This window comes from Spirosoma aerophilum (genome assembly GCF_054782495.1).
Map to the genome: position 1 here is coordinate 266,228 of NZ_BAAGSJ010000017.1, position 23,255 is coordinate 289,482.

Genomic DNA, 23,255 nt, shown 5'->3' on the forward strand with positions numbered 1-23,255 from the left:
ACCATGAAAAAACTACTTCTTATCGCGGTATCGGTACTAGCCTCCTGTTTAGGGGCCAGTGGCCAGATCACTACCGGTACCGGCTCGCAAACCGTTGTCATCGCTCCGGCCACTGGTTATGTCGGAACCCCCTACACGATCAAGCTCCGCCGGGATGTCAGTAAGTACCCGCTGACTTCGCAGGGCTTCAAGGATTTCGCGGCCGCCGTGGCCACGGGTACGTTTCAGTATACCGTTGTCTCTACCGGGTGCGTCGTTGCGGCCGGCACAGTGCCCCCTTTGACCGCGCCAACCTGTACGCAGGCGATACCGAACTGGCTAACCCAATTGCAGTACAGCCAGACCAGTAGTGTGCTGACGGTGCGAGCTGCAGGAGTCTCGCAAATCGCTTTCAATACGAATCCGAAAACGACCTGGTCGTCGGTCAACCCGGGCGGGGTGACGATTTCCAACGATGTATTTTACGGACCGGCTCCGCTTGATCCGGCCACCAATAACGGCTACACCGGCGAGTGGCAGATCACCAAAGGAGCGGGGGCTTACACGCTTAGTCTGAAAAACAGTTCAGGGACGGCCTACGACTACAATTTTTCCAGTACGTCGGGAGCCAGCAACGTTCAGCTGATCGGCACCACGACCAGCCCGCCCACCTCCACGACAGCAGCCAGTTCATCCGTAGCCGGTGATCCCCGCACTCTGGTCGGCACACGGTCAGGCTTCAATGTTTACTCGGGCCCGGGCCTGAATTATTTGCTGGAGGTATTTTCGAACAGCCCGGATCAATTCGCACCCCGGGGTTCCAATTTGTCCGGGCTTAGTTTGTCGGGCAGTATTCCGTCTGCTGTCGTCGCCACCAACAACAGCGGCTTTTCGGCTCCGAGTGATTTTGTGAAGCCCACCGGCTACCGGCTCCGCTATTTCCCCGATGGAGCGAAATTTTACGAAAAATCGACGTTGGCGGATGAAACTGCACCGGGTAGCTCCACCACCACGACGCCACCTTCATCGACGACTTCCACGGGAGCCAACGGAATACCGCTGTTCGAGACCTTCAATTACCAGCCTATTACCAGCAATCCTGATTCGTGGGATGGCTATGACAGTCGGGTCAATCAGGACGGACCTATCGGCAAATACGCGACGCTCACGAACGGTCAAATTACCGTTCGCGTAATGGGCGATCAGGGGGGTACCCCATCGTTCATTGCCAGCAACTCGGACAATCTCAACCGCATCAACCTCCACGATCTGGGCACGCAGAACGGACAAACACTGTACCGGGACGGCGCGACTTCCCCCTATCCAAACCCGATAATTAGTCCTGACTGGCCCAATATCGGCAATGACCCGATTCAAATGGGTAACGTTTTCGGCCAGAAATCGGAAGTCGTCGCCATGGGGAGAACGGCCGACATGATCTACACCAAAACCCACATGCGGAACTGGTCGGTCAAGGATGAATACACGGACGTTTATCTGGAGCAGTGGGTAACGCTTGACGGGATCGGGGCACCGGTCTACACGAAAATCACCTTCAACCGCACGGATGATAAATCGTTCCAGGCTTTCCGGGCCCATGAATTTCCGACGTTTTATTCGGTCGGTTCTATGCGGACGCTGGCCTATATTGGGGAAAATGGGGGTATCAACTACACGGCTAACCAGGCCGGTCAGTTTGATATCAGTATTGCCAAAAACTGGATTGCTCTGGCCAAATCAGCCAGCCCCTCCGCGCCCGCCATCGGACTCACCGCACCGGGTTTGTATTTCACCACCCAGTGGCAACACGCGATTGGTGATAGTAAGCCAGCGCCAAATGAAGATCTGGGCAATGAGAAAGGGTATTCAGCTTGGAGAGCGTTTTTTCACACTGACTGGAATCAGGTGTTTTACTCCAAACATACGTGGGTAGTCGGCACGGTGCAGCAGATCAAAGATTACGCGGAGGCCAAAACGGACCCACGTAACAAAATAGCGTGGAAGTTCAATTCCCGGAATGGCCGCGGCTTCTGGGTCCACAAAAACGGCATTGATGAGGGCTTCCCGACCAACAACGATGGTATCGAGATCACCAAACAGGGGTCAGGCGAATTTTATATTCAGGCTCCGTATATGGCCATTCCGGCCAGTTCGGTCAGCAATATCTATCTGCGCTATAAGTCCACCGGCTTCAGTGGTAGCTGGTCGCTGAATTACAACAAGGTGAATCAGCAGGATGGGGCCGCCTTGAATAACGGGCAGACGATCAACTTCAACACGATCAACGACAATCAATGGCACACCGTGACGATTCCGGTCAATGGGCAGTGGCAGAATACCATTCAGAAATTACGCTTCTCCAACGATGGGGCGGCTAGTGGCTCGAAAATAAAGATCGACTGGATCAATACGGTCAACGCAGATCCGAGCCTTTAAGAGTTCCCAAGCCGCACGGTACGGGAAAATGACAAGACGTAATTCAGTGTATTTGTTACGGGTCACTGCGTTACGTCTTGTTTTGTAATCAGTTGCTTACAGTCAATTTCTATCCACACTAATTATTTCCAATGAAACGCTTTCCAAACGTTTTTCTGATTGTCCTGCTGATGCTGACTTCGCTGGGAGCCTATGCGCAGGAACGCTACCCGGTTCGCGTGTACCGAATCGGTGAGCAGGTCTTTACCGCTGATTCGGCGGGTTCAGCCGTGTTTTCTTACCCGGCCAATGATGTGCAGATCCGGGCCAATGGTACGCTCGTGCAGCTGACGATCGGCAAGAACATTCGCTATTACGCCCCGACGAAATTTCTCGATCAATCGGGTGCCCCGTGGGGATTGACCGTAGGAGCCTCGATGCTGGCCTATCAGAACACGACCATCGCCACCTCGGGCGGTAGCGGTTCGGGCGGTACCATCACCACGAATGCCGGTGCACTGACTCAGGGGACACTGGCCCCCGAACGGCTACCACCCGCAGCCGTACTGACGGATGCCGCCCAGACGCTGAAAGCGAAAACGCTGGTTTCGCCGGTTCTCCAGTCGCCCACCGGTATCACCAAAACCGATGTGGGCCTGTCGAACGTGCCCAACATCAATCCCAGCGTGATTGTGTCAGATTCACTCAAGGCCGTACCGCCGTTGTCGGCCACCGAGTTTGGGCTGGATCCATCGGGAAACATCGTTCCCAGGCCACTTTTCAATCGCATGCAGGGACTGCCTAACAGCATTGGGGCATGGGGGGTGACTGATGTACCCACACGTGCTCAGACGTCCCAGATGATTTCGGATAGTGCCGGCAACATTACCTTTTCAGGTAATGGAAAGACGCTCACAAAAACAGGGCCTAAAAGCTGGAACATCGACATCCCAGGTGGGGCCTCTGATGTCAACAAGCTCTACGTTGACGATAAAGACAATCAGCTGCAGGGGCTCATCACGGGCAATACCACCAGCCTGACGGCTCTACAGTTGCAGGTGACCACCTTGCAGGGGCAACTGACGACTGCTAACCAAACGATCACTGCCCAGAACGGTACGATCACCGGCCAGAATTCGGTAATTTCCAGTTTGTCGGCAACGGTAGGTGCTATCCAGACGGCCTATGCCAGCGGTTCGGGTATTTATGTCATCTCCACTCCCGCGCTGACGGCTTCCAACGTAGGGGCAACGACGCTTACCCTCAGCTGGCCTGCTTCCACCAGTGCGAACAGCTACACCCTTCAGCAGGCGACCAACAGCGGCTTTACCGCTGGTCTGCTCACGCTGGCGACGGGCAATATCACAACCTATAACGTCACGAGTCTGACCCCGGGCGTGCTGTATTTCTTCCGGATCATGGCGTCGGGTGGTGTCAATACCGCCCCCTCGGGCTGGGGAACGACCTCGGCTACGACGGCCCTGGGTACTCAGCTGACAACGCCAACGCTGACGGCCGGTCTGTCAACGACCTCTACCTATACGTTTAGCTGGAGTGCGGTACCGAATGCCACATCCTACACGCTCCGTCAGAGTACGGTACCGGGCATGAGCTCACCTGTGTCGTTTGTTACCAGCGGTACCAGCTACACGGTTACGGGTCAGAACCCGGGCGTAAACTCGTTTTTCGATCTGTCAGCTAGTGCCAACGGGTTCATTACCTCAGCTACCTCGGCTACGGTGAGTGCTACGACTTCCAACACGGTAGCCGGTAGCGTCACGCCTTTCGCGGACTGGAACCTGACGGCTAACGGACAGAACGCAGCAGCCATCATCAACGGCAACAGCGTTACCCAGACCACTAACACGGCGACGGCGACCAGCTACATCGTGGGTAATCAGAAGATCATCGGACTCGGTACCGGCACTATCCGCATGAGCGTAACGCCGGGTCAGGCTTCGGGTGATCTAGCTTTTGGTACAGGTAGTAACACTGCCTGGTCATCAGGTACCGGCTTTACCATCTCAGTGAGTCACGGGGCCAATAACAAAATCTTCGTTCGTTCAGGTACCAGTTATCTGGCCCAGCCGATCATTCCTACGGCTATTGCGGTACAGATCGTGGCTGATGGGGTGAACAACAAAGCCCAGTACACGACTGATGGTACAACGTGGGTCGATATCCCCGGTGGTACGGTAACCCAGGTAGCTGATCAGCGCATCAAAGGCACCGTTGCTTACGATCTGGGTACGGCGTCCAACTGGAATCTGGTCAATGTACAAACTAACGGCCTGACGGCTCCCTAATCGCTCAACTACCTTATGAGAACCTACTTAGCAGCGATTGCTCTGTTATTCGCCTTCTTTGTGGTCTCCCTGATAGCTTCTCTCCCCGGTGATCCACCGGTGAGAGGGCTGTTTCGGGTGAGTGGCACGGTGGCGACGACGCCCCCCAGTTCGACGACGACGGCACCACCTTCGACGACCACCACGACACCGCCATCGGGAACGACGGCCGTGGCCAGCAATCCCAGCGCCAACAATGTCACGCTGGTGATGAACCTGACGGGTACGGTCAACAATCCGACGCTCACCAAAACCCCGTTGCTGTACGGCAAAACGGTCGCCTTCAGCTGGACCAAAGATGATGGCGGCTCGGGGGACTGGGAATTACTGTATCCCCTGTTCTGGGGTGGTACGGCCGCCGATGGCGTCACCTATCCGGGCCTGACCTATACCGATGGAGCGGGGGGCGTTCTCAAACCACACGTGACGTTTGCGCTGAACTGGAATGGTGGGCAGACGGGTAACGCCACCTCGGTGGCCAAACATCTGGAGATGATCAACGTCGGCTTTTCCGATGTATCCAACCACTCGATTAGTCACAGCGGTATGGAGAACCGCTATCTGGATTACTGGCGCAACCTGGTGTCGATCTACAATTCGCTGGGCTATCTACCCCGAACCTTCACGGTACCGACCTTTTACGAATCGTTCGTGAAGCTGTCTCTAACGTTTGGCAGTCCGATGGTCATTTCTCAGGGGTACGGTCCCAGCGGGGTTTCGGCGGATGACTACCAGCTGTATAATCCCACCCAACGGGCGATCTACGGGGAGAAAGTCTCAGTGGCCGAAACCCGTGAACTGGTCACCACCCGGCGATGGTTCGGCGATGACTGGCAGACGGCCGACGTCACCAACGTGAAAACGTTCTTCGACCAGTTGTTGACAGCCTCCACGGGAGCCACCGATGCCACGACCTATACCGGCTTTGGCTTCTCGCACAATGTCAACTGGGATACCAGCAAACCCGGCTATCAAACCCAGTGGGCCAACTTCAAAGAGTGCGTCAACTACTTGTATAACCACCCGAATAACAATGACCGACTGTGGTGGTGCGGCATGCAGGAGTTTTTAGAATATCGGGAGGTCAAACGGGATCTGATTGTCTCTAAAACCGTCTCGGGCAATACGGTCACCTACGTGCTGGACTATAGCAACGTGAATACGGACGTTCGTCACCGGGACATTTCGTTTTACGCGACGGGCGGCACCATTGCCAGCATTACGGCCACCGGAGCGGATAAGGTCACCTACAATTCGACGACGGGTTTGGTCAACGTCTATAAGACGAAGAAAACCGGCTTTACCAATCCATCGACGGCCACTACGCCACCCTTTGTTGTCGGTGTTCGCGCCGATCCCAATGATCTGACGAAGCTGAAGGTCACGCTGGATAAAGCGGTTAGTTTCACCGGTACGGGTGGATTTGAGGTGTATACCGGCTATACCGGGGCACCTTCGGCCCGGAATCCAACGGCATTGGGTACACTGCTCACCACTCAATCGGTGGCGGGCTCAGGAACCAAAGAACTGACCATCCAGCTGTCAGGGGCGATGAATCTGGGTACCACGTTTTTTGATTATCGCATGCAGCGCGGCAACGCCAAAGACGCTACGACCAACGTCCTCCTGACACCGTTCATTTCCCTGCCCGTTGATTTCAATGTACCTGATCCAACCGCTGGCCAACGTCGAGTGATCCTCGTGATCAACGACCCACCGGGCACCCGCTGGATGAACACCATCCGGGTGAATGGATCGGTGCAAACGGCCCGGCAGTACATTTTCAACGTCGGGGATACGGTGACCATATCCGTGACCAGCACCGAAACGGGCAACGGGTCACCCGGCAAACCGTATGACAACGGGAGTCAGACGGTTACCATCACGGCCGGCACTGACCCAATCATTCTCACTTACAACAGTATATTCTAATGAGAAACTTTCTGTTATTGATCGTAGCTCTGTGCCTGGGATTCGCCCAGGCACAAGCTCAATTGCCCAAGAAGTACCGCAAGTGGAAGATCAAAGGGCCCGTCGTGACGGTACCGCCCAGCACCACCACCCCGCCCGGCTCGGGTACCTCAACACCGGGGCCACCGGTCACCAAAGTGTACGGCAAAATCCCCTATGACCCCGCCTGGGCGTTCGTTCAGGACTACAGTTTCGGGCGGGTGCAGCCGTTTTTTGACGGCGTGCTCAACAGCAACTTCACCGTAGGGCCAGCCAGTTCGGGGATTATTCCGAATGCAACGATTTCGTTTTCCTTTCCGAAGGCGATGCAGGTCGAACTTGACAGCGTGAAGTATGGGGATGGCGACGGTAGTGGCTCGACCTGTCAGGCGTGGACATTGAACGTGCAGACGGGAGCGAGGGAACCCGCCTTCAACTTCACCGGTAATGCCGGGAATGGGGTGTGGGTGCGCAATAAATTCAGCACACCCCGACGAACCAACTACTATGAGTTCCAGCGAACCTACCCCATGCCCACCGAAATTGAGTTCTGGGGCTGGTATGTGCCCTACACGAAGGTACCTTATCCCATTGTGGCTACCCCCATTCAGAACCATCTGGGGGTCGTGACCTACCAGTGGAACTACCAGAAGGATTCAGGGGGTGGGATGGATGCCGGGAAAAAGGCCATCGCTCGAACGGCAAGGGTGCATCGGACGTATGTGGATTTTGACCTGATTGCCCGAAAGGATTCCAAAGGGAAAGAGTATCTGGGCACCTATGCGTTCCAACCGGCTGCTACCGGTGGCTGGCAGATTGATTCGGTCAACAAGTGGCAGAAACAGGAGGGGATCATCAATATCTTCTGTCTGAAAAACCGCGAACCGGTACCGCGTTATGCCGAAGGGTACGCGCAGGTGGCCATGCGATACGGCCCTGACCAGACCATCGACCCAGCCAAAAGTAAGGTGTTCCGTGGTCCCGGCTATCCCGCCAATCAACCCGAGATCGGGCTGAATACGGTGCATTATTATCAGCTGGGCAACGAGCCCAACCGCTGGTGGCTGGGCAAAGTAGGGCTCGGTAATACCTGGACCGCTGAGGGACATACCACGCTATACGATCAGGTGGCACGGGGGGAATTGCCCGATTCGATGATCACCTTCCAGTCGGGCATGATGAGTCCATGGGAGTTGGCTTTTACCAGTAAGATCGTAGCGGACTCGATTCGTAAGTATGACCCCACGGCGCATATCATTCTGGCAGGACTGGCCAGCAATACCCCCGATTACCTGAGAGGGGTGATGCAGTGGTGTGAGCTTTACAACGGGGGCAAAGCCTTCTTCGATGGCATAGCTTACCATGATTACAACAACACGGCCGGTTCGCAGAACGCCGGAGGGGGTACCCATCCGGGCGTATCGCCTGAGAACAGCTTATTCGCTCAGCACATCGCGGGTATGAAGCAGGCCCTGTTTGATTTGGTACCCGATAAGGAGATCACCTTATGGATTACCGAAACGGGATACTCGATCTCTGACCCCATTAAGGGCGATCAGGAGAACACGGCCAAAACGTACTACAATGCGGATGGCACAGTAGCTCAGGACCGCTTTATCACCCAGGGGGATTGGTTGCTGCGCTCCTCGCTGACGATGTCAAGGATGGGGGGATCGGGTATGATGTGCTATCAGCTTTATGATGACAGCAACTTCAAAAACAACCCCCTCGGCTACATGCACTGGGACTTGAGCTGTGGTATCGCCTACGAAGGGCTTACCCCCACTGATCGGGCACTCCGGCCAACGACTGCCTATTATGCTCAGGTGTATGGCTTTGGTAAGGACTACCGGTTCTCCTCCACCCGCATCGACAGTCCGACGGGGGTGATCATTGACACCTACACAAAAGCTGGTGCCAAACCCATGTACATCGTAATCAAACCCACCGAGACCAACACCACGGTGAATTATACGCTTAGCCTGCCGGGTGTGTCGAGTGTGACCCAGTACCTGCTCAATACCACGGGGACCACACCGACGACCTCGACGCTTACCGTCAACAATGGCTCGATGAATGTTACGGCTACGGAGCGCCCAAGATTTTATATTCCCGACTAAAAAAAGCACCCCCCAGCTAGGCTGGGGGGTGTCAGTTTCTCAAACGAGGAGTAAGTCCGTGATTGTGAATGATCGGTATACTCAATTAGACGGAACGTTTCATTACTCGTCACTTTCGCATATGAAAAATATTTTAATCCAACTGGCTTTCTATCTGCTCAACAAGATATTCCTGTTGGTCCTTCTGATAACGATTCTAATACCCTGTATCAGCAACGCTCAGGGGGTCAGTATCGACCCGACGCCTTTAAGAGCCTATAATCTGGCTATCGAGGATATAGTCCTGATTCCTCAGTTGAAGAAAGTCATTGGGACGAGCCGCAAATGCCCGTCCTGTGTCAAGCTCAAGCTAGTGAGCCGGGTCTATTTCGGCATAATGACGGCCGACACGCTGCGCCCATCGGTGTACTTCGACGAAGCGGGCAAACTCATCGCTCCGGACGTCAATTCCGTAACGAGCTACTTCCGCTGCAGCAACCTGCATCGCTGGGCAGAAGACCGAAAAGGAACCAAGAAAACCATAACGATCCTGCCCTATGTGGAACGCTGAATACCCGCATATCGTGACCATAATCGACGTCGATATCCGTCAGGAGCACCGCTTTACGCACGCCGAATATGGGGAGGCCTTGGCCTTATATTTTGAAGTACTCACCGTAGGTCAGCTGGGTGTCGAGATGAACAGTCCGACACCCACCGCCGACCGCTCGTTTATACTCTTATGACTTCTACTCACGTGTCCCGTTTGATCTATCTCAACCTTATGCTTATGTTCAGCCTGCTCGACTGGCTGATCAATTACTTCCAGCCTCAGCACAACGCAGGGAACTGGCTGGCCGCGGCTTTCGGGGCCTTCGTGATACGGTTTGCGTTGCCGAAAATTCCGTTCGGGGCGTCGGTTTTGGGCTGGCTGGTAGCGTTTATCATCTCGTGCCTGTTTGCGCCCGACGTGATCGCGGCCGGGGGTATCCTGCACATCCATCGCACGGAAGGCAACTTTGCCGCTGTGGCCCTGATCGGCGATCTGTCGATTCAGCTGGTCGCTTGGATCATTCGGCTTAGCCAGAAGGTTGGCGGTACCATCTACGAGCATCCGGGAGCGTCGTTCGACGAAGGCCTGGAGCGGGTCGAAAAAGTTACGAATGTCTGGCTTCGTATTAAGGCGCCCTTACTGGATCTTATCAGTTCATTTTCCACACTTTTTTCTAAAAAACAACCATGATAACCTCCGTTATTTTCGAGCAGGTCGATCATCCGCTCATCATTATCGCGCAGCTGATTTCGAGTTTTTTTCTCTTTCGTTTGTTTTTTGCCATCCGCAAAACCAGTCAGCCCCTGCCTCAGATCGTGGGCGGTCTGGCCTTCGGGTTTTTGGCGAATGTGGTGGCCAGAGCAACGCACGAATCTTGGTTCTGGATCTCCGATATCATTCAGTACGTAACGCTGGCGGCCGTCGTGATCGCAGCCGTACGAGCCGCCCACAAAGCCAAAGCCGAAGTGATCATGCGGCCCGGGGCTCCGGTGGTAGTGGCCGACGTATTCGACCGGCTGGAAACGAAAGTTACCTGGGGCGTGGGTCTGCTACTCGCTGGTGTGCTGACGTATTACTGTGTCGATCTGTATATGAAGTTGCAGCACACGGACGCGCAGGTGATCGTAGCGACCCAGAAAGCCACCCAGCAGGTCACGGCTCAATACAATGAGCAGCTATGCGAAACGAAAGAACAGCAGGATAGTCTACTCGAAGCGGTCAGTTCAATTTCAGCTACGCAGGGGACAATTATCGAAAATCAGCATAGAAACAGCGCGGCTATCCTGAAGGGTCAGAAGAACGTGGGCCAACTGGTCAGCAAACAAAATCAGGCGGTCAAGAAAACGATTCAATCATCGGTCATTCAGGCCAGGCCTATCGAGCCGACAAAGCCCAAAGTCGAAGCGGCTGACGAGGAAAAACAGAATATCTGGAAACGCTTCAAGGGCATGTTCCATTCGTCCGCCCGTCGGGATAGTCTGTCAAGTAGTGCGGAGGTAATGCCCAGCGATACGGTCGTTTTTCAATAGTATTCAAAATGAAAATCTTCGCTAAAGTGATGGCCATAGGGGGTGGAATCGCTCTGCTCTTAGTGCTATGGAACTGGCTGTGGCACGCTCCAGAAATCTGGAACGCAACGGCGGCCCGCTACAAAGTCCGGGGTGATAGTTTACAGCGGGAAGCAACTATGCTTTTCGGCCTAAACGCGACCAAGGATTCGGTCATTATGGATATTTCATCTCGGTGGAAGGATGCCATTGCCTATGGCGATAAATGGAAAGCGGATCTAGTTAAGCAATATGCCCTTAATGACGAGCTGGCTGAAAAGCTAAGTCAACCTGAGCAAGAGCAACAAAATTTTTTGGGATTGCAACAGAATGGTACCCTCGATAAATCCCTTGATACGAAGACCTTAACCCCCGGTGATGGTCGCGTCGTCTTAGCGAATTTAAAAACGGTCAAGCGGCAAGAAACCGCCGTTAAAACGCTCGATTCAGTCAGTCGGGTAATTGGTGTTCTGACCGTGAAAACTGACCGAATGGGGAAAACACTGAAACGGACAGATGCCAGCTTGGGTGCTCTGAGTGTCGATCTGCGAAAACAGGCGAAAAAGGCGAGATTCCTCTTCATCAAAACTAAAGCATCGAAGCAGTTGAGTCAGGCTGCTACAACAGTCGATAGTATTCAGGCTGATGTAAGGCGGGAAAGTAAACTTGAAAAATATTTGAATCAGGACTAATTTTTATCAATCCATACCATGAATAAGAACGAACAACTATTGGCCGATCTGCAGGCGCTGATGACGGCCGTACCCAATCTGATGTATGATGATGGTACATCGGATTCGTCGGGTGAAAAAATCGAAGTCGTACGCCTGCCCTGGCACAAGGTGCTGCGCTGGACACAGGAAAAAGACGGCCGGGCCGAGGAGCGGCTTAATTTGTTCGTCGAAGCGCAGAGTAATTCGGTGGCCGCCGTTCGGTTGCGTGAGATGCTCTACCGGAAGGGGCTGATCAGCGTTACCCGAAATGTCAACAAAGACGTCAAAGAGGATCTGTATATTCTCGTTTCGTTCGGCTGGTGGTACGTGGGGATCAAAACAACGCTGATCCATACCTAACAAAAAAGCCCGCTACAATCCGGTAGCGGGCTAACCTTCCCTTGGTGCGCTTTTTCGCGCTGTGTAGCGGGCCTAGCCCAGTTTATATTGATAGCGGCTCATTATCCGCGCTGAATTCCTTTACAAGTTTATTGTAAATTTTCTATCCATACAAGATGAACATACAGATTATACGTATCCGGCAGGGTGTCGAGTCAACCCTGTCATCACTGGTCATCGACAAAGTGATTCGGGGCTATGTGCTTGAAGATACGGATCGGGGCTTATTGTCGAGCATGATAAAACCCCTGATTGCTGCCATTAAAATTCAGGACCGAACGGCCATTCCGGCAGGACGCTACCAGGTCAAGATGACGTATTCGAACCGATTTGGTAAAGTCATGCCTGAACTGATAAACGTGCCCGGCTTTGGCGGTATCCGCATCCACAAGGGTAATTATGTGGGAAATACGGACGGGTGTTTGTTGCCTGGTCAAACCTTCGACAAAGACAAAAACGGCTTCTATCGGGTATGGAGTTCGGGCGTGGTCTATGAGCCGCTTATCAAGGACATATGGGCGGCTGTCAATCGAAATGAACCGGTATGGTGCGAGATCACGCGTAAGTACACGGTCTAAGAGCGTTTCAGTTTAATAATTCAGGTTGTATAAGTACAAAGCCCGGCACACTAGATGCCGGGCTTTCTTTGTAAACCTACAAATCCTAACATGCGGTCTACTGTGGAGATTTTTGTGGCGCTGCCATCAACCTCATTCAACTTGATAATGTAAGCATCTAGAGGTTTTCGTCTTTCAACTATTATGTCAACCATCCCTTTTTGATGGTCCTTACTAATTTTCAAAGAATCAACGACATTAAAGACAAAAGACCGAAAGTCAGTATATAACTCTTTGACTTCCTTGCTTTTTTGAAGTAAATCTTCCGTATTTGAATCCGGACTATTTGACAGAATATGTATTAAAGGCTTTATAAAGCTATTGTGAGCATTGAGCATCCAACTCATATTCCATCTTCTGTTCTCTTCGTCAGGTATAACATCACTTAAACTTTGAAGCTTGTTCAACACTACCGCTTCTGCATGAGTAGTTGCTCCAACCATTAACTCATTTGTCTTGTCAGTATATAATTTTACCAACTTGTTCAAAGCCTCGTTATAAGCACCCTTATCTTTTACTAATAATGGACGATTCTCATCATAATGAGCGACGGATTTTATGAAATTATCATAAAGAGAATTGTATACTTTGAACAGTTCAGAAATATCTTCGTCAATACGATTTTTTGAAGCTAGATAATATTCTTCCTGATTGATTTTATTCGAAATCGTATTCATACTATGCGGTATGATTCGATTAAAGGGAGGTAACACAAAAAAATTATGATGATACATGCTTTGCAGCTTGTCAGTTTCAAAACTGAACGTTTCTATTGGTCGAAGGGAGTCATCAACTAAATAATGTAAGTATTTAAGTTTATTATTTTCCGTATCTACCTTTGACTTTGCCTCTTTATTGGTAGCCTTCTTTTGCCCAGTATAGTATATATATAACGCAACAAGTGGAGCTGCAAGTGGAATGAAGGTCTTCAAAAAGCCGCCATCGGCGGCTGTAAATTCGCCAAATTGAAAAATGAAATTCATTTACAAAGGATTGTGTGAACAACGTTAAAAAGCAAAGCAAAGAAAGACATTCTTTCATTAATACTCGCTCTACCTCTTAACTTTAGACATATTGATTAGACATGTTGATCAACGTCGAAGTAGATGGATTGCGGCTGATTGGGGTCGTTTCGATCGCAGTGGATGTGATCAGTTATTTTAAATTTTTGCATCTTGTTATCAGTTAGATTTTTAAAAGAGCCAACCGTCGTTCCCATTTTCGAGACGCCTGGTATCTCCCGACGGTTGGCAGGCCTGGCCGTGGTGGTCCGCGCAGATGATAGGTCGTGTTCATATTCGTTCAGGAGGGCTAATGGCCGGAATACCTAGCCACGAAAAGAATTCGCGTTCTGACTGCCAGACGGGCGGTAGTGTCGGGGTCCGTTTGATGCACCTCCAGCCCGATTTCGTTTCTTCGCATTCATTCACTAATCGTAAGCCCTGATCCGTGCCACACCAGCCTAGTTTCTTCCAGCCGGTGGCGATCACTTTGGCGGCATAGTCGGCCGAGCCGGTGCGGATGGCCAGCTGACGGTAGAAATCCGATGCCTGGGGCATGAACAGATCCAGCTTAATATCCCGGAAAGCCTCGATCTGCATATAGCGGCCGGTGGGCTGACCTTTGATCACGCGCAGGCCCAGCGTTTCCACTTCCCGGATGAAAGCGGGTATAACTTTTACTTCATTACTGCCACTACCAAACAGGCTGAAATCAGCCTCGACAAAGGTTTTGGGTTGACAAACGATTTCGATATCCTTCACCTCGGGTTTCAATCGACGAATCGACCCGGCGATGTGAATGCGGTCACAGTACTCCTCCAGTCGTTCGACCAATCCCTTGGCCAGTCGCTGCGCTTTGTCGAGCGGTATCCTCGTTTCAGTAGCAGGGACGCTTACAGGGACGCTTACAGGCTCCTCTATGCGTTGGGGTACCGCCTTTTTAGCTTCCTTCAGTATTTCGGCTATTGCCTCCGCGCGGGCCTGACGCTCGAACTCGGAAATATCGGGCAGGGGCGAATCGTCGGTCAGGGTGAAGTAGATCCACTGCAGCTGACCCAGACTGTAGAATCCTTTCAGGAAGGTGATCAGCGTTTGTTTGTCGGCGTGATTGAGCGCGTGTGCCATACGATGAGGAGTTTTAAGAATTGGCGAGAGAATACCCCTCGCCAATTGCTGTTTGACTATTTAACCCTTTGTCTTTGGTGCTCTGATGACTTCTACGATGTCGGTCTTATCCACATTTTCCAGTTCGTAATCAAACGATATGGTTTTCATGTGCTCGATGATCTGCTCGCTAGCGTGGGGGTTAGAGGTCGCGTTGACGAGCACGGCAACAGCTTTTCGCTTCACTTTACCGGTTTTGAAATTCGACTCCAAGAGCACGAGTTTACCCTTGTACCAGCCCTCGACGGAGCCGTCCCCGATGATGTCCCAGAATTTGGCCCGTGCTACGCTTGGCACGTCCAGATCAGACCGGGAGCCAGCCTCCTGAAAGGTCTGAGTTTCGGCATCGCCGTGATTAGCCGCTTTGATCAGCAGGCTTTCGGATTTGACAACGGGTTTAGGGATGCGCCGACGGCGTTTTTTTGGAGCTATCGTTTCCTCGTTAACGGGTTCGGTCCAGGTGTACTTAGTCTTGTAGAAATGCATCGATGTATTTGGTTAGAGATAAAAATTGGTAAGCGATGATCACTTGATGTTGGGTTTGAGTCGGTCCACAACCTGATCGACGATCGAGGGGCTATCCTTCTGTTTAGGGCGGCTCAACTTGGAAAGCAGGCCGGTAGACAGGCGCTTGGGTTCGTTCGACAGAATCGCTTTGAACGCAGCTGCACCCCGTCGGAGGGCTTCCTGTTGCTGTCTGGGGAAAGCCAGGATGTCTTTGGGCTTGTAGAATTCGCTATGGGGAGCCTGACTCTGATCGACCATATAGTACAGGCTTCGGGATTCCTGATGGCAGTAAGGGCAGATAATCGTTTTGGCGTGACCATGGTAATAGCGGTCGATGGTAACGGTATCGTGACCCTCTTTGCACCAGTACACGTTGATAGCACTCCGGGCCAGTCCGCCCGTGTTTTCATTCAGCCAGTGTTCCATCTGGGCGATGTCTTCATCTGAGCCTTTGCCGACCGGATCGAGCCATATTTTTAGCTCTTCTTTCATGCTGTCGGGCATTACAATGCGTTCCATAGATTACTTTTTTTTAAGCTTTTCGAAATAGAATAGGCCGTCGAATGGGACGATGTGGACGATACCGAAGGCCCGGGCAACTTTCACGATATAGCTCTTGGCAAGGCGTTCGTGCAGGGTGAGGATCATCCGCCGAAAGCCCTCGACGGTGGCCGCTCGTTTGTAGTGGTTGCATCCCCCGCAGGCCGGCATCAGGTTCTCGTCGTGGTGGGTCCGGTTGACTTTCTTGCCGTTCACGAGCACGGTCGACAGACTGGGCGAAGACTGGGGCATCATGTGGTCGATCTGCATTTTGCTGAACTCGACCTTCTGGCCGCAGTAGCCGCAGCGCCCGTTCATGGCTTCGTAGAGGGCGAGCCGCCGTTTGGGACTAATAGCCATGCAGGTACTCGATTACGGCAGCCTGAAACTCCTCGAACGTTCTGGGCATAGCCACTTCGTAGCCAACGGCTCTTAAGTAGGCATGAATGGTCAGCTGCTCGTCGGATGGCTTGCTGTGCTTCTTCATCGTTTTCATTTCGATGTAGAGGCCAGGTTTGCCGTTGTGCGGATAGGCGAGAATCAGATCGGGTATACCTGATACCATCCCCTCACTTATGAGCATAGCTGCCAGCGCGACCGAACGAAGGGCGGCATTGGGTACGGCGAACAGAAGCAGGTTTTTGTAATGCTTCCTGAACCAATCGACACAACGGACCTGCAGCTCGTGTTCATTCTGATCGACGTTTTCAGCCCGGTACTGCTCAGCGCTGATCACGTCAGGCTGGGTCTTCCGTGGGGGGGCATTTAACCTGGTCGCGATCTTACCGGGGGTATTATCACCCGTGGCTTGTCTGATGTAACGCTGATAGTCGTCAGCCGACATTTCATTTTGATTATTCATGGGGTGTGGATTATTAATTGGAATGACTTGTTTACTCGCGCCGATCAGGAGTTTTAGGGTCGAACTTGATCACGTTGAACATTTCGCGCATCCGGGAGCGTAGCCGTTTGCCGTACAGATCCTCTATTTGTTGAGTGGTTAGGTTCGTCGTCAGGTGCGTAAGACCACACTCCTCGGGTCCGATCTCATAGCGACGTTCTAGGATATCTAGCATCAGGTTTCGCTTCTTGTTATAGAGTACGGCAGGAATCGTCTCGTTACCCAGATCATCGTAGGCCCGGCCTCCCATACCCTGTCGGAACCGCCCACCGGCTACGTTCGATTTGTAGGTGAGCCGGTCATAGATGAGCTTACCAGCCTGACCGTTCTCAACGCCTTCGTAGGTATCGACCGCCAGCTTGGCGGGTGTAATCAGAAAGCTCTGGCGGGGATTGTCGCAGAACAGGTTTAGCAGGGCCGTTTTCCCGATACCAGTCGGACCAACGAGCATTATCCCTTTGTCGAGCGAAAAGCGCCCATCCTTGAACTGATCGTAATGGATGCCGGGATTTTCGAAATCGGGATGGCCAGTGAAGTACATGCAGAGTAGATCGAAAACGGATTGGCTGTATTCGTCCAGCTTATAGCCCTTTGGCCCGATGTAGCGGGGGTTCAGGTTCTGGGGGTCCTTGCGGCTTGATTCGATCAGTATCCAGCTTCCCAGATCAGAGGGTGACCAATTGATTTGGGGATTCAGGATGCGCCTCCAGTAGGCATCGTTTTTCTGCCGTTTGGCTTTGGCCTGTCGGGCCGATAGCAGTACTGCCGCTTCTTCTTCGGGCGTTAGGTCGGCTTCGGGTTCTTTAGAGGTCACCGTAGTCATCGATGGTTTGAGGCTCGGCTGCCCGTTGACGATTGAGGAAATCAGTGGAGGTTCTTGAGTTGCCATTGGTTGGTTTGCCTTTTAGTTCACGTTCATTCCAGGCATTGAGCCTGATTTCTAAATCCCAGGTGTCGAGTACCCGCCAGCGTTCCCAGCCGATCCGGGCAACATCGCCTTTCTGATTGGTCGCCGTCCAGTAGCGCAGAAACGGCAAGTAGATCGCCAGTGGAAACATATCGGGGTACTGGCGATAGAAGTCGATCAGATTCGCCTGAAGCTTCCCATCACCATAGATTTTTCCGGGAGGAATCGGAATCGGTTTGGGAGCGGGGGGCTGGGGGGTGAGGGCGTCTTTTTTTTCTGCATCGACAGGTGTTGAATTTTCACGCGCGCCGTTCGTAAACGTTTCAAGTTTTTCGTTTAAGCTTTCCCCTTTATTGTTTATAGTAATAGCGTCACGTGGGTTGTTACATGCCTCGTTACATGCCTCGTCAAGTGGGTTGTTACATGGGTTGTCAAATTTTGACGAACCATTACTACTCGCTTTGTCAGGTGCCTTATTACGTGCCTTGTTAAGTGGTATGTCAATTTTTGACGAGCAAACACCGGTCGATTTATCAAGTGGGTTGTTAAGTGGTTCATCAAAATTTGACAAGGCGATAAGCCAGGGGACGTATTGATTCGCCCCTTTCTGGCGAATGTGAACGAAGCCCCAGGCCTGCAAATCGGCGAGCGTATCCTTATAGGTATTATAGGAGCGTACACCGATGGCTGTCATGGCATATTGAGGAGCCATTTCAAATTCTTCGGCCCAGGATACCCGGTTATTGGCTTCTACAAACCAGTTGTACAAAGCCGCATGCGCTGGCGTATGATGGCCCGAATGCCGAAAGCACCAGTCGTACCATCGACGCGTAAGGGAATAGCCATCTTTCATAGAGTCATCAATAAGGCGGATGCCCGTAAATGTGCTGGTAGTGAGCCACGCTCTACCAGACGCCGTAAAGAGCCAATAGAATACCCATAGCCACTAGAATCAGGTCGATGTGATCGAAGACGGGCTTGCTGTTTTGTGGGGATGCTTCCATCTAGTTGAGAGGTAAAAAGGGTTGCAGAATGCGCACGATCTTATGCTGTTCGTTCCAGGCCCGGTCTTTGGTACCCATATCGAACATCATCCGGGTTATAGCCTCCGTCAGCGTGACGTAATAGCCGCAATGCATCGCTTCCGGTCGTAGCCAATCACGGGGGTCGTCGGAAAGGAATTCGCTGTAACAGTCGCAGGCCATTAGCAGGGCACGCGTCAGCTTTTCCATGAATAGCACTTTATCCTGCCAAGTATGATACGGCGGTTGAATATGTCCCCGGTAGTAGTGGTCGGCCTCCCGTCGGGCATACGCCAGCAGCTGGTGATTGCGGGGAAGGTTGCGGTTCGTGTAGCGAAAGCCGGTGAGCCAGACCGCAAGCTGCGGTTCCATCTGGATGCGGTCCACGTCGCTGACCTCGTCGTACAATTCGTAGATGATCCATTGCGATACGTCGCGGATCAAGTTGGGTTGCTCGTTCATGGTAGTATCTGGCCAAAAGTGGATAGGGTAGCATCCAACTTATCAAGCTGGTCGCTTAAGCTCGTTTCTGTGATCGAGCATAACAGGTAGTCACCGGCCTTCTCTTCTGAGGCTAGTTCGACCTTCGTTCGAAACATCGTATCGTAGCCGAGGGGCAATCGAAATGTGATCAGCCCCGCTTCGTAGTGTACATCAGTTACCGGGGCGGACTGACCCAGTAACCGATGTACATGGACTTCAAAAGCTTTGTCGATTAGTCGCATGGCTTTTAAAGTTGTTAGGCGATGGTGAACGGACGCTCTTTGCGCCCAACGCGTAGATCACGACGGTACTGCTGAGACAGGCCCTGCAAAACGAACTTGGCGGTTTTATCGCCCTGGCCAATGCGCTCCCGAAGACGGCGCATCATGATTTCACTCGTATCGAAAGAATAGATTGGCGTACGCATGGGAAAGGGTTGTTTGTGGCCCGGCACTTAGGCCGGGCCGGATGGATTAAAGGATAGTCGGGTAGAGGCTGAGGCTGGCTTCGAGTCTAGTGGCGTCGGCGCGACCCGTAGCCCATTTCATGGTCGGGCAGGTTACTTTCCGGGCGGTGAGCGTGTCGGCGTCGAATTCAATTTCGTTGATCAGGCCAGAGCCTAAGTCATTGACTGGGACGACCAGCGGCAAGCTGATCGAAAGGTGGGTAGCAATCGCGGGCGTCAGGGCGGTGATCGTAGCTACCCCGTTCTCAATCGAGTAGGTAGCAATCTGCTTCGTTTCGACATCGCTCGTATGTCGACCGCAAACGGCCACAACGTTTTTAGCCTGGCCGCTGATGGTGAAAAGAATTGTGCGCGTTTTCATTTTATCTTTGTGCTTATCTTTTAGATTACGTTGTAAAGTAAGGGACTGTAAGGGTAAAAAACAATATAAAAGGCAAAAAAATAATTGCATTTGAATTGTATTTTATCCCAACAGTATCCGTATTCTACGGCGGCGAAACCGGATCTGACAATTGTTGATCCGGTTTTTTTGTTGTAAAAAGATAAGCTTAGACGGTTTGACAGGCACTTACGAGCCGGTAATCGACTTCATAAGGCAAGATTTTTTTGGCCGATAAATAACTTCTGACGGCCTCAATCGAGCACATAGGCCGGGTTCCTTCTAGACGATGTTCAAGCGTTCCACTCTTAATCAGTCGGTACACCGTCGAGTCTGAGCAGTTCAAGGCTTTGGCAACCTGGTTAACGTTTAGCCACTTCAGGTCAATAAATATCGAGCGCAGAAATGCGTTCTCACGCTCCAGCGTTTCGAGTCGCTGTAAGACAGGTTCGAACTCCTCCTTGGTGATCACTGAGACCATAAACGCTTAGTTAAGGTATAATTCCTTGGTTCTTGCTATGCTCTGCTCTCGTTTGTTAGCCAACTCTTTCTTATGCATGTCGATGCTCTTCTGAATGGCTTCTTCACTCTCAGGCCTGACCGCGCGCTTGAGTGCATATTGCTTGATGGTTTCATGTGAAACCAGCCCGTAACCAGCCAGCGTACGCAGACCGAACGATCTTATATCGGCTACGATCTTGGCAAACGCTTTCGGGTCTTGCTGCGTGCCCGTCAACGGATTGGCATTTCGTCCCATATTTCTGTTATTTACATTGTTATTTGGCCTTACACAGTGGAATTGTGCCGTTTGTAATAAGTTGTAACAAACTTAAACGCTGTAAGGGTTATTTGCAAAAATAACAACAAAATAAAACAAGTCGTACGGCACCGGCGTGATATGATGCAACCTCTTCTATACGATTCAGAAATGTCCAAATCCTCTCATCCGGCCGATCAGCCCGCTATTCGACAGCGTATCCGCGATGTAATACAAGAAAAATTTAACGATAGACAGGGTGAACTTGCTGCAGCTGCTGGCATACAACCGGCCGCGATTTCCAAAATTTTAAATGGTACGATGGATATCTCCTATAAGCAGCTTAAGGCGATTTCAGTCACGAGTCTGGCCCGCCTGGAGTGGTTGCTTACCGGAGAAGAGCCGATGTTTCACCCCATAGGCTGGCGGCCTGATACCAGTCAGCCGACCCGGGAAGGCGAGTTCTTTCAGTTATATATCAATAGCCATAAGCATGAGTTCACCCAGAAACGGCTCGCCGATGAAATTGGCATAGCCCGGTCTGTTATTACGGATTATTTTAAAACAACTACGTTCGATTCCGAAACCCGTCAGGCGATTCTCAACGGCCTGAAGCTGGTGACGGGGGATGAAACGATCGATGAAGAGCAAGTCTTCGGACCTATTATTCCACAACCCAACGCTAATACGAATATTGGCTCCGCCCGGCTAGTGCGACACGTGGGGAATTTTTCAGCCGAGCCAATCGCTGTTGTACCTTTCGTGCCGATCCGGGCGCGTGCTGGCATTGCGACGCCACAATACTGGAGTCAGCGTTTAGAAACAACGCGCATTATGCAATCAGCATTAACAGACTATGAAGTAGATCCCTCAAATCCCCGTAAGAGCTGGTGGATAATCGAAGTGGATGGCGACTCGATGGAGCCCCAGCTTCGATCACGTGCCCGCGTGCTGGGGTATTACGTCGGAAGACAGGAAGCAACCGGATTTAAATTAGACAAAAACCTACTCTATCATCTCAAGCCCGGCATCTGGGCGATTCAGTACGACGACGAATTTGTCATTAAGCGGGTCCGAACCAACAACATTGAAGCCGATGGCGGGCTACTGCTTTATAGCGATAACCCGCCACCCGATCCATTCTTTATACGGGCTGACTCCATTCGCCATGTGTGGTTTATCGAAACCGTCGTCAGCTCGCCAGTGCGGTAGGTATGGGGAAGGTGACGCTCAAGATAACGCTCAAGTATGAGCCCCGGGCCGATGGCAAACGAAACGTTCGACTCCGCATCACCGCCGAGCGAAAGAGTCGCTTTGTATCGACCTCGATTGACATTCACCCCACGGTGTTCAATCCAAAGGGAAAGCGGGAAAACATTAACTGGATCAAAACGGCGCATCCCAATGCGGGCGTATACAATGATCAGATCAAGCGGCTTTGGGATAGAGCCGTCGCCCTGGTCGATACGTTTCAGAATATCAGCGCCGATGAGGTTAAATCCCTGATTGAGGAAAGTGAGAAGATAGTGATCGTCCCCGCCCCTGAACGTCCGGGCTTTCGCGCCTACGCGGCCATGTACATTAATCGACGGGGCGAATCGGCGACGAGCGAAACGTACGAGAATGCCGACAAAGCATTTGGTAAATACCTGGCCACGATGGGCAAACAGGATATTGCGTTTGAGGAAATCACGATCAGCTTTCTAAAAGAGTGGCGCCAGTGGGCACTCGATCATTATAAGAATAATACCGTTTGGCTCTACCACTCCCGGTTAAAGAGTCTCTATTTTCAGGCCGTCGAAGACATTGACGGATTGTCCGGCCTGCCCACGGTCGTTACCGAACCCTTTCGACGGGTTAAGATTCCCAAAATCAAGACAAAAAAGAAGCGCCTCTACGAGGATGAGATCACTCGGTTTGCTGCTCTGGATCTGCCATGGGGGACGCCTATGCGCCGGGCGCGGGATATTAGTCTGATGATGTACTATGCTCAAGGCATGCGGGTAGGTGATGCGCTGCGGCTTCGTCAACGCAACTACGTGCTGATCGGATCGGGAGAAACTACTGAGCATCGACTGATTTATACGATGCATAAAACGGGAAAGGCTAAGAACGTGCTCCTGCCCCAGCAGTGCGTCGATTTACTGCTTCCGTATCGGCAGGCCTGTTCCACATCCGAACAAACTTTGTTTACTTATCTGCGAAAAGAGATTGATATGGGGTATACGCTCTACGCGATGCGGAATAAGATTAAGGCTAAAGTGGTGCTGATCCGCAACAACCTCCACAAGCTCATGGAGCTGGCCGGAATTGACAAAGCGGTCAGTGCGCACGTATTTCGCCATTCGTTCGCCGATTTGGCCCGCCGTTCAGGTATGGACTGGAGTAAGATTAAAGACGCGATGAGTCACGAAAATTTCTCGACGACGCAGGACTATATGGAGGAGCTGGCTGAGTCGGCAGTAGACGAAGCTGCACAATTATTTAAGTAGGATAACAATAGGATAACAT

27 protein-coding genes are annotated in these 23,255 nt (G+C 51.9%); 13 read left to right on the forward strand and 14 right to left on the reverse strand.

All coding sequences use genetic code 11. The annotated features are described in order from the left end of the window. Positions 1-3 precede the first annotated feature (3 nt). The 11 genes from ACYVK4_RS23505 to ACYVK4_RS23555 all read left to right on the forward strand — a co-directional run bounded on the left by ACYVK4_RS23505 (position 4) and on the right by ACYVK4_RS23555 (position 12,578). On the forward strand, positions 4-2,415 hold the full coding sequence (locus tag ACYVK4_RS23505; protein ID WP_461130009.1) for a hypothetical protein: 2,412 nt from the start codon (positions 4-6) through the stop codon (positions 2,413-2,415). Positions 2,416-2,546: 131 nt separating this feature from the next. After that, positions 2,547-4,700, forward strand: coding sequence for a fibronectin type III domain-containing protein (locus ACYVK4_RS23510; RefSeq protein WP_461130010.1), 2,154 nt, complete (start codon positions 2,547-2,549; stop codon positions 4,698-4,700). A gap of 15 nt (positions 4,701-4,715) precedes the next feature. Beyond that, entirely contained in the window at positions 4,716-6,671 is a 1,956-nt protein-coding gene (locus ACYVK4_RS23515; protein WP_461130011.1) for a hypothetical protein, read from the forward strand. Continuing rightward, positions 6,671-8,809: a hypothetical protein gene (locus tag ACYVK4_RS23520; RefSeq protein ID WP_461130012.1), complete on the forward strand. Its 2,139-nt coding sequence runs from the start codon at positions 6,671-6,673 to the stop codon at positions 8,807-8,809. Before ACYVK4_RS23515 ends, ACYVK4_RS23520 begins: the two co-directional genes overlap by 1 nt. Positions 8,810-8,930: 121 nt before the next feature. Then, the gene (locus tag ACYVK4_RS23525) at positions 8,931-9,359 is read left to right on the forward strand and encodes a hypothetical protein (protein ID WP_461130013.1); all 429 of its coding nucleotides are present in this window, start codon (positions 8,931-8,933) and stop codon (positions 9,357-9,359) included. Next, on the forward strand, positions 9,346-9,534 hold the full coding sequence (locus ACYVK4_RS23530; RefSeq protein WP_461130014.1) for a hypothetical protein: 189 nt from the start codon (positions 9,346-9,348) through the stop codon (positions 9,532-9,534). Before ACYVK4_RS23525 ends, ACYVK4_RS23530 begins: the two co-directional genes overlap by 14 nt. Then, positions 9,531-10,031: a hypothetical protein gene (locus ACYVK4_RS23535; protein ID WP_461130015.1), complete on the forward strand. Its 501-nt coding sequence runs from the start codon at positions 9,531-9,533 to the stop codon at positions 10,029-10,031. The genes ACYVK4_RS23530 and ACYVK4_RS23535 overlap by 4 nt, the downstream gene beginning before the upstream one ends. After that, entirely contained in the window at positions 10,028-10,870 is an 843-nt protein-coding gene (locus ACYVK4_RS23540; RefSeq protein WP_461130016.1) for a hypothetical protein, read from the forward strand. Before ACYVK4_RS23535 ends, ACYVK4_RS23540 begins: the two co-directional genes overlap by 4 nt. Positions 10,871-10,878: 8 nt before the next feature. Beyond that, entirely contained in the window at positions 10,879-11,580 is a 702-nt protein-coding gene (locus tag ACYVK4_RS23545) for a hypothetical protein (RefSeq protein ID WP_461130017.1), read from the forward strand. An 18-nt stretch (positions 11,581-11,598) separates the two neighbouring features. Further along, positions 11,599-11,961: a hypothetical protein gene (locus ACYVK4_RS23550; RefSeq protein WP_461130018.1), complete on the forward strand. Its 363-nt coding sequence runs from the start codon at positions 11,599-11,601 to the stop codon at positions 11,959-11,961. A 155-nt stretch (positions 11,962-12,116) separates the two neighbouring features. Continuing rightward, entirely contained in the window at positions 12,117-12,578 is a 462-nt protein-coding gene (locus tag ACYVK4_RS23555; protein ID WP_461130019.1) for a DUF5675 family protein, read from the forward strand. A gap of 50 nt (positions 12,579-12,628) precedes the next feature. Here ACYVK4_RS23555 and ACYVK4_RS23560 read toward each other — a convergent pair whose 3' ends face one another. From ACYVK4_RS23560 to ACYVK4_RS23625, 14 genes are all read right to left on the reverse strand, one after another. Beyond that, positions 12,629-13,600, reverse strand: coding sequence for a hypothetical protein (locus tag ACYVK4_RS23560; protein ID WP_461130020.1), 972 nt, complete (start codon positions 13,598-13,600; stop codon positions 12,629-12,631). Positions 13,601-13,909: 309 nt separating this feature from the next. Then, on the reverse strand, positions 13,910-14,743 hold the full coding sequence (locus ACYVK4_RS23565; RefSeq protein ID WP_461130021.1) for a nucleotidyltransferase family protein: 834 nt from the start codon (positions 14,741-14,743) through the stop codon (positions 13,910-13,912). Between the two features lie 60 nt (positions 14,744-14,803). Further along, positions 14,804-15,268 (reverse strand): DUF4494 family protein, encoded by a 465-nt coding sequence (locus ACYVK4_RS23570; RefSeq protein WP_461130022.1) that lies wholly within the window; start codon positions 15,266-15,268, stop codon positions 14,804-14,806. A 39-nt stretch (positions 15,269-15,307) separates the two neighbouring features. After that, the gene (locus ACYVK4_RS23575) at positions 15,308-15,808 is read right to left on the reverse strand and encodes a hypothetical protein (protein ID WP_461130023.1); all 501 of its coding nucleotides are present in this window, start codon (positions 15,806-15,808) and stop codon (positions 15,308-15,310) included. A 3-nt stretch (positions 15,809-15,811) separates the two neighbouring features. Continuing rightward, positions 15,812-16,189 (reverse strand): HNH endonuclease, encoded by a 378-nt coding sequence (locus ACYVK4_RS23580; RefSeq protein WP_461130024.1) that lies wholly within the window; start codon positions 16,187-16,189, stop codon positions 15,812-15,814. Next, entirely contained in the window at positions 16,179-16,691 is a 513-nt protein-coding gene (locus tag ACYVK4_RS23585) for a VRR-NUC domain-containing protein (RefSeq protein ID WP_461130025.1), read from the reverse strand. The genes ACYVK4_RS23580 and ACYVK4_RS23585 overlap by 11 nt, the downstream gene beginning before the upstream one ends. 31 nt (positions 16,692-16,722) lie before the next feature. After that, complete coding sequence (locus tag ACYVK4_RS23590) at positions 16,723-17,553, reverse strand: hypothetical protein (protein ID WP_461130026.1); 831 nt, start codon at positions 17,551-17,553, stop codon at positions 16,723-16,725. After that, entirely contained in the window at positions 17,534-18,490 is a 957-nt protein-coding gene (locus ACYVK4_RS23595; protein WP_461130027.1) for a hypothetical protein, read from the reverse strand. Before ACYVK4_RS23595 ends, ACYVK4_RS23590 begins: the two co-directional genes overlap by 20 nt. Before the next feature lie 151 nt (positions 18,491-18,641). Continuing rightward, positions 18,642-19,121 carry a hypothetical protein gene (locus tag ACYVK4_RS23600; protein ID WP_461130028.1) on the reverse strand — a complete coding sequence of 160 codons (480 nt, stop codon included), beginning with the start codon at positions 19,119-19,121 and terminating at the stop codon, positions 18,642-18,644. Further along, positions 19,118-19,384, reverse strand: coding sequence for a hypothetical protein (locus ACYVK4_RS23605; protein ID WP_461130029.1), 267 nt, complete (start codon positions 19,382-19,384; stop codon positions 19,118-19,120). The genes ACYVK4_RS23600 and ACYVK4_RS23605 overlap by 4 nt, the downstream gene beginning before the upstream one ends. Before the next feature lie 14 nt (positions 19,385-19,398). Next, positions 19,399-19,569, reverse strand: coding sequence for a hypothetical protein (locus tag ACYVK4_RS23610; protein WP_461130030.1), 171 nt, complete (start codon positions 19,567-19,569; stop codon positions 19,399-19,401). Between the two features lie 46 nt (positions 19,570-19,615). After that, the gene (locus ACYVK4_RS23615) at positions 19,616-19,969 is read right to left on the reverse strand and encodes a hypothetical protein (RefSeq protein ID WP_461130031.1); all 354 of its coding nucleotides are present in this window, start codon (positions 19,967-19,969) and stop codon (positions 19,616-19,618) included. Positions 19,970-20,156: 187 nt separating this feature from the next. Further along, entirely contained in the window at positions 20,157-20,468 is a 312-nt protein-coding gene (locus ACYVK4_RS23620; RefSeq protein ID WP_461130032.1) for a helix-turn-helix domain-containing protein, read from the reverse strand. A 6-nt stretch (positions 20,469-20,474) separates the two neighbouring features. Continuing rightward, positions 20,475-20,744 (reverse strand): hypothetical protein, encoded by a 270-nt coding sequence (locus ACYVK4_RS23625; RefSeq protein WP_461130033.1) that lies wholly within the window; start codon positions 20,742-20,744, stop codon positions 20,475-20,477. 171 nt (positions 20,745-20,915) lie between these two features. On the opposite strand from ACYVK4_RS23625, the gene ACYVK4_RS23630 reads away from it, so the two are divergent. Both ACYVK4_RS23630 and ACYVK4_RS23635 read left to right on the forward strand, forming a co-directional pair. Next, on the forward strand, positions 20,916-21,956 hold the full coding sequence (locus ACYVK4_RS23630; RefSeq protein ID WP_461130034.1) for a S24 family peptidase: 1,041 nt from the start codon (positions 20,916-20,918) through the stop codon (positions 21,954-21,956). Continuing rightward, positions 21,917-23,236, forward strand: a complete 1,320-nt coding sequence (locus ACYVK4_RS23635) for a tyrosine-type recombinase/integrase (protein WP_461130035.1) — start codon at positions 21,917-21,919, stop codon at positions 23,234-23,236. Before ACYVK4_RS23630 ends, ACYVK4_RS23635 begins: the two co-directional genes overlap by 40 nt. Positions 23,237-23,255: the final 19 nt, after the last annotated feature.

Bases quoted from the DNA above. Each gene is read 5' to 3' on its own strand.
- ACYVK4_RS23590 (WP_461130026.1), bottom strand. From the start codon at position 17,553: ATGACTACGGTGACCTCTAAAGAACCCGAAGCCGACCTAACGCCCGAA.
- ACYVK4_RS23530 (WP_461130014.1), top strand. From the start codon at position 9,346: ATGTGGAACGCTGAATACCCGCATATCGTGACCATAATCGACGTCGAT.
- ACYVK4_RS23585 (WP_461130025.1), bottom strand. From the start codon at position 16,691: ATGAATAATCAAAATGAAATGTCGGCTGACGACTATCAGCGTTACATC.
- ACYVK4_RS23550 (WP_461130018.1), top strand. From the start codon at position 11,599: ATGAATAAGAACGAACAACTATTGGCCGATCTGCAGGCGCTGATGACG.
- ACYVK4_RS23630 (WP_461130034.1), top strand. From the start codon at position 20,916: ATGTCCAAATCCTCTCATCCGGCCGATCAGCCCGCTATTCGACAGCGT.
- ACYVK4_RS23545 (WP_461130017.1), top strand. From the start codon at position 10,879: ATGAAAATCTTCGCTAAAGTGATGGCCATAGGGGGTGGAATCGCTCTG.
- ACYVK4_RS23580 (WP_461130024.1), bottom strand. From the start codon at position 16,189: ATGGCTATTAGTCCCAAACGGCGGCTCGCCCTCTACGAAGCCATGAAC.
- ACYVK4_RS23560 (WP_461130020.1), bottom strand. From the start codon at position 13,600: ATGAATTTCATTTTTCAATTTGGCGAATTTACAGCCGCCGATGGCGGC.
- ACYVK4_RS23565 (WP_461130021.1), bottom strand. From the start codon at position 14,743: ATGGCACACGCGCTCAATCACGCCGACAAACAAACGCTGATCACCTTC.
- ACYVK4_RS23555 (WP_461130019.1), top strand. From the start codon at position 12,117: ATGAACATACAGATTATACGTATCCGGCAGGGTGTCGAGTCAACCCTG.
- ACYVK4_RS23595 (WP_461130027.1), bottom strand. From the start codon at position 18,490: ATGAAAGATGGCTATTCCCTTACGCGTCGATGGTACGACTGGTGCTTT.
- ACYVK4_RS23515 (WP_461130011.1), top strand. From the start codon at position 4,716: ATGAGAACCTACTTAGCAGCGATTGCTCTGTTATTCGCCTTCTTTGTG.
- ACYVK4_RS23505 (WP_461130009.1), top strand. From the start codon at position 4: ATGAAAAAACTACTTCTTATCGCGGTATCGGTACTAGCCTCCTGTTTA.
- ACYVK4_RS23605 (WP_461130029.1), bottom strand. From the start codon at position 19,384: ATGCGACTAATCGACAAAGCTTTTGAAGTCCATGTACATCGGTTACTG.
- ACYVK4_RS23520 (WP_461130012.1), top strand. From the start codon at position 6,671: ATGAGAAACTTTCTGTTATTGATCGTAGCTCTGTGCCTGGGATTCGCC.
- ACYVK4_RS23510 (WP_461130010.1), top strand. From the start codon at position 2,547: ATGAAACGCTTTCCAAACGTTTTTCTGATTGTCCTGCTGATGCTGACT.
- ACYVK4_RS23620 (WP_461130032.1), bottom strand. From the start codon at position 20,468: ATGGTCTCAGTGATCACCAAGGAGGAGTTCGAACCTGTCTTACAGCGA.
- ACYVK4_RS23570 (WP_461130022.1), bottom strand. From the start codon at position 15,268: ATGCATTTCTACAAGACTAAGTACACCTGGACCGAACCCGTTAACGAG.
- ACYVK4_RS23540 (WP_461130016.1), top strand. From the start codon at position 10,028: ATGATAACCTCCGTTATTTTCGAGCAGGTCGATCATCCGCTCATCATT.
- ACYVK4_RS23535 (WP_461130015.1), top strand. From the start codon at position 9,531: ATGACTTCTACTCACGTGTCCCGTTTGATCTATCTCAACCTTATGCTT.
- ACYVK4_RS23525 (WP_461130013.1), top strand. From the start codon at position 8,931: ATGAAAAATATTTTAATCCAACTGGCTTTCTATCTGCTCAACAAGATA.
- ACYVK4_RS23625 (WP_461130033.1), bottom strand. From the start codon at position 20,744: ATGGGACGAAATGCCAATCCGTTGACGGGCACGCAGCAAGACCCGAAA.
- ACYVK4_RS23615 (WP_461130031.1), bottom strand. From the start codon at position 19,969: ATGAAAACGCGCACAATTCTTTTCACCATCAGCGGCCAGGCTAAAAAC.
- ACYVK4_RS23600 (WP_461130028.1), bottom strand. From the start codon at position 19,121: ATGAACGAGCAACCCAACTTGATCCGCGACGTATCGCAATGGATCATC.
- ACYVK4_RS23610 (WP_461130030.1), bottom strand. From the start codon at position 19,569: ATGCGTACGCCAATCTATTCTTTCGATACGAGTGAAATCATGATGCGC.
- ACYVK4_RS23575 (WP_461130023.1), bottom strand. From the start codon at position 15,808: ATGGAACGCATTGTAATGCCCGACAGCATGAAAGAAGAGCTAAAAATA.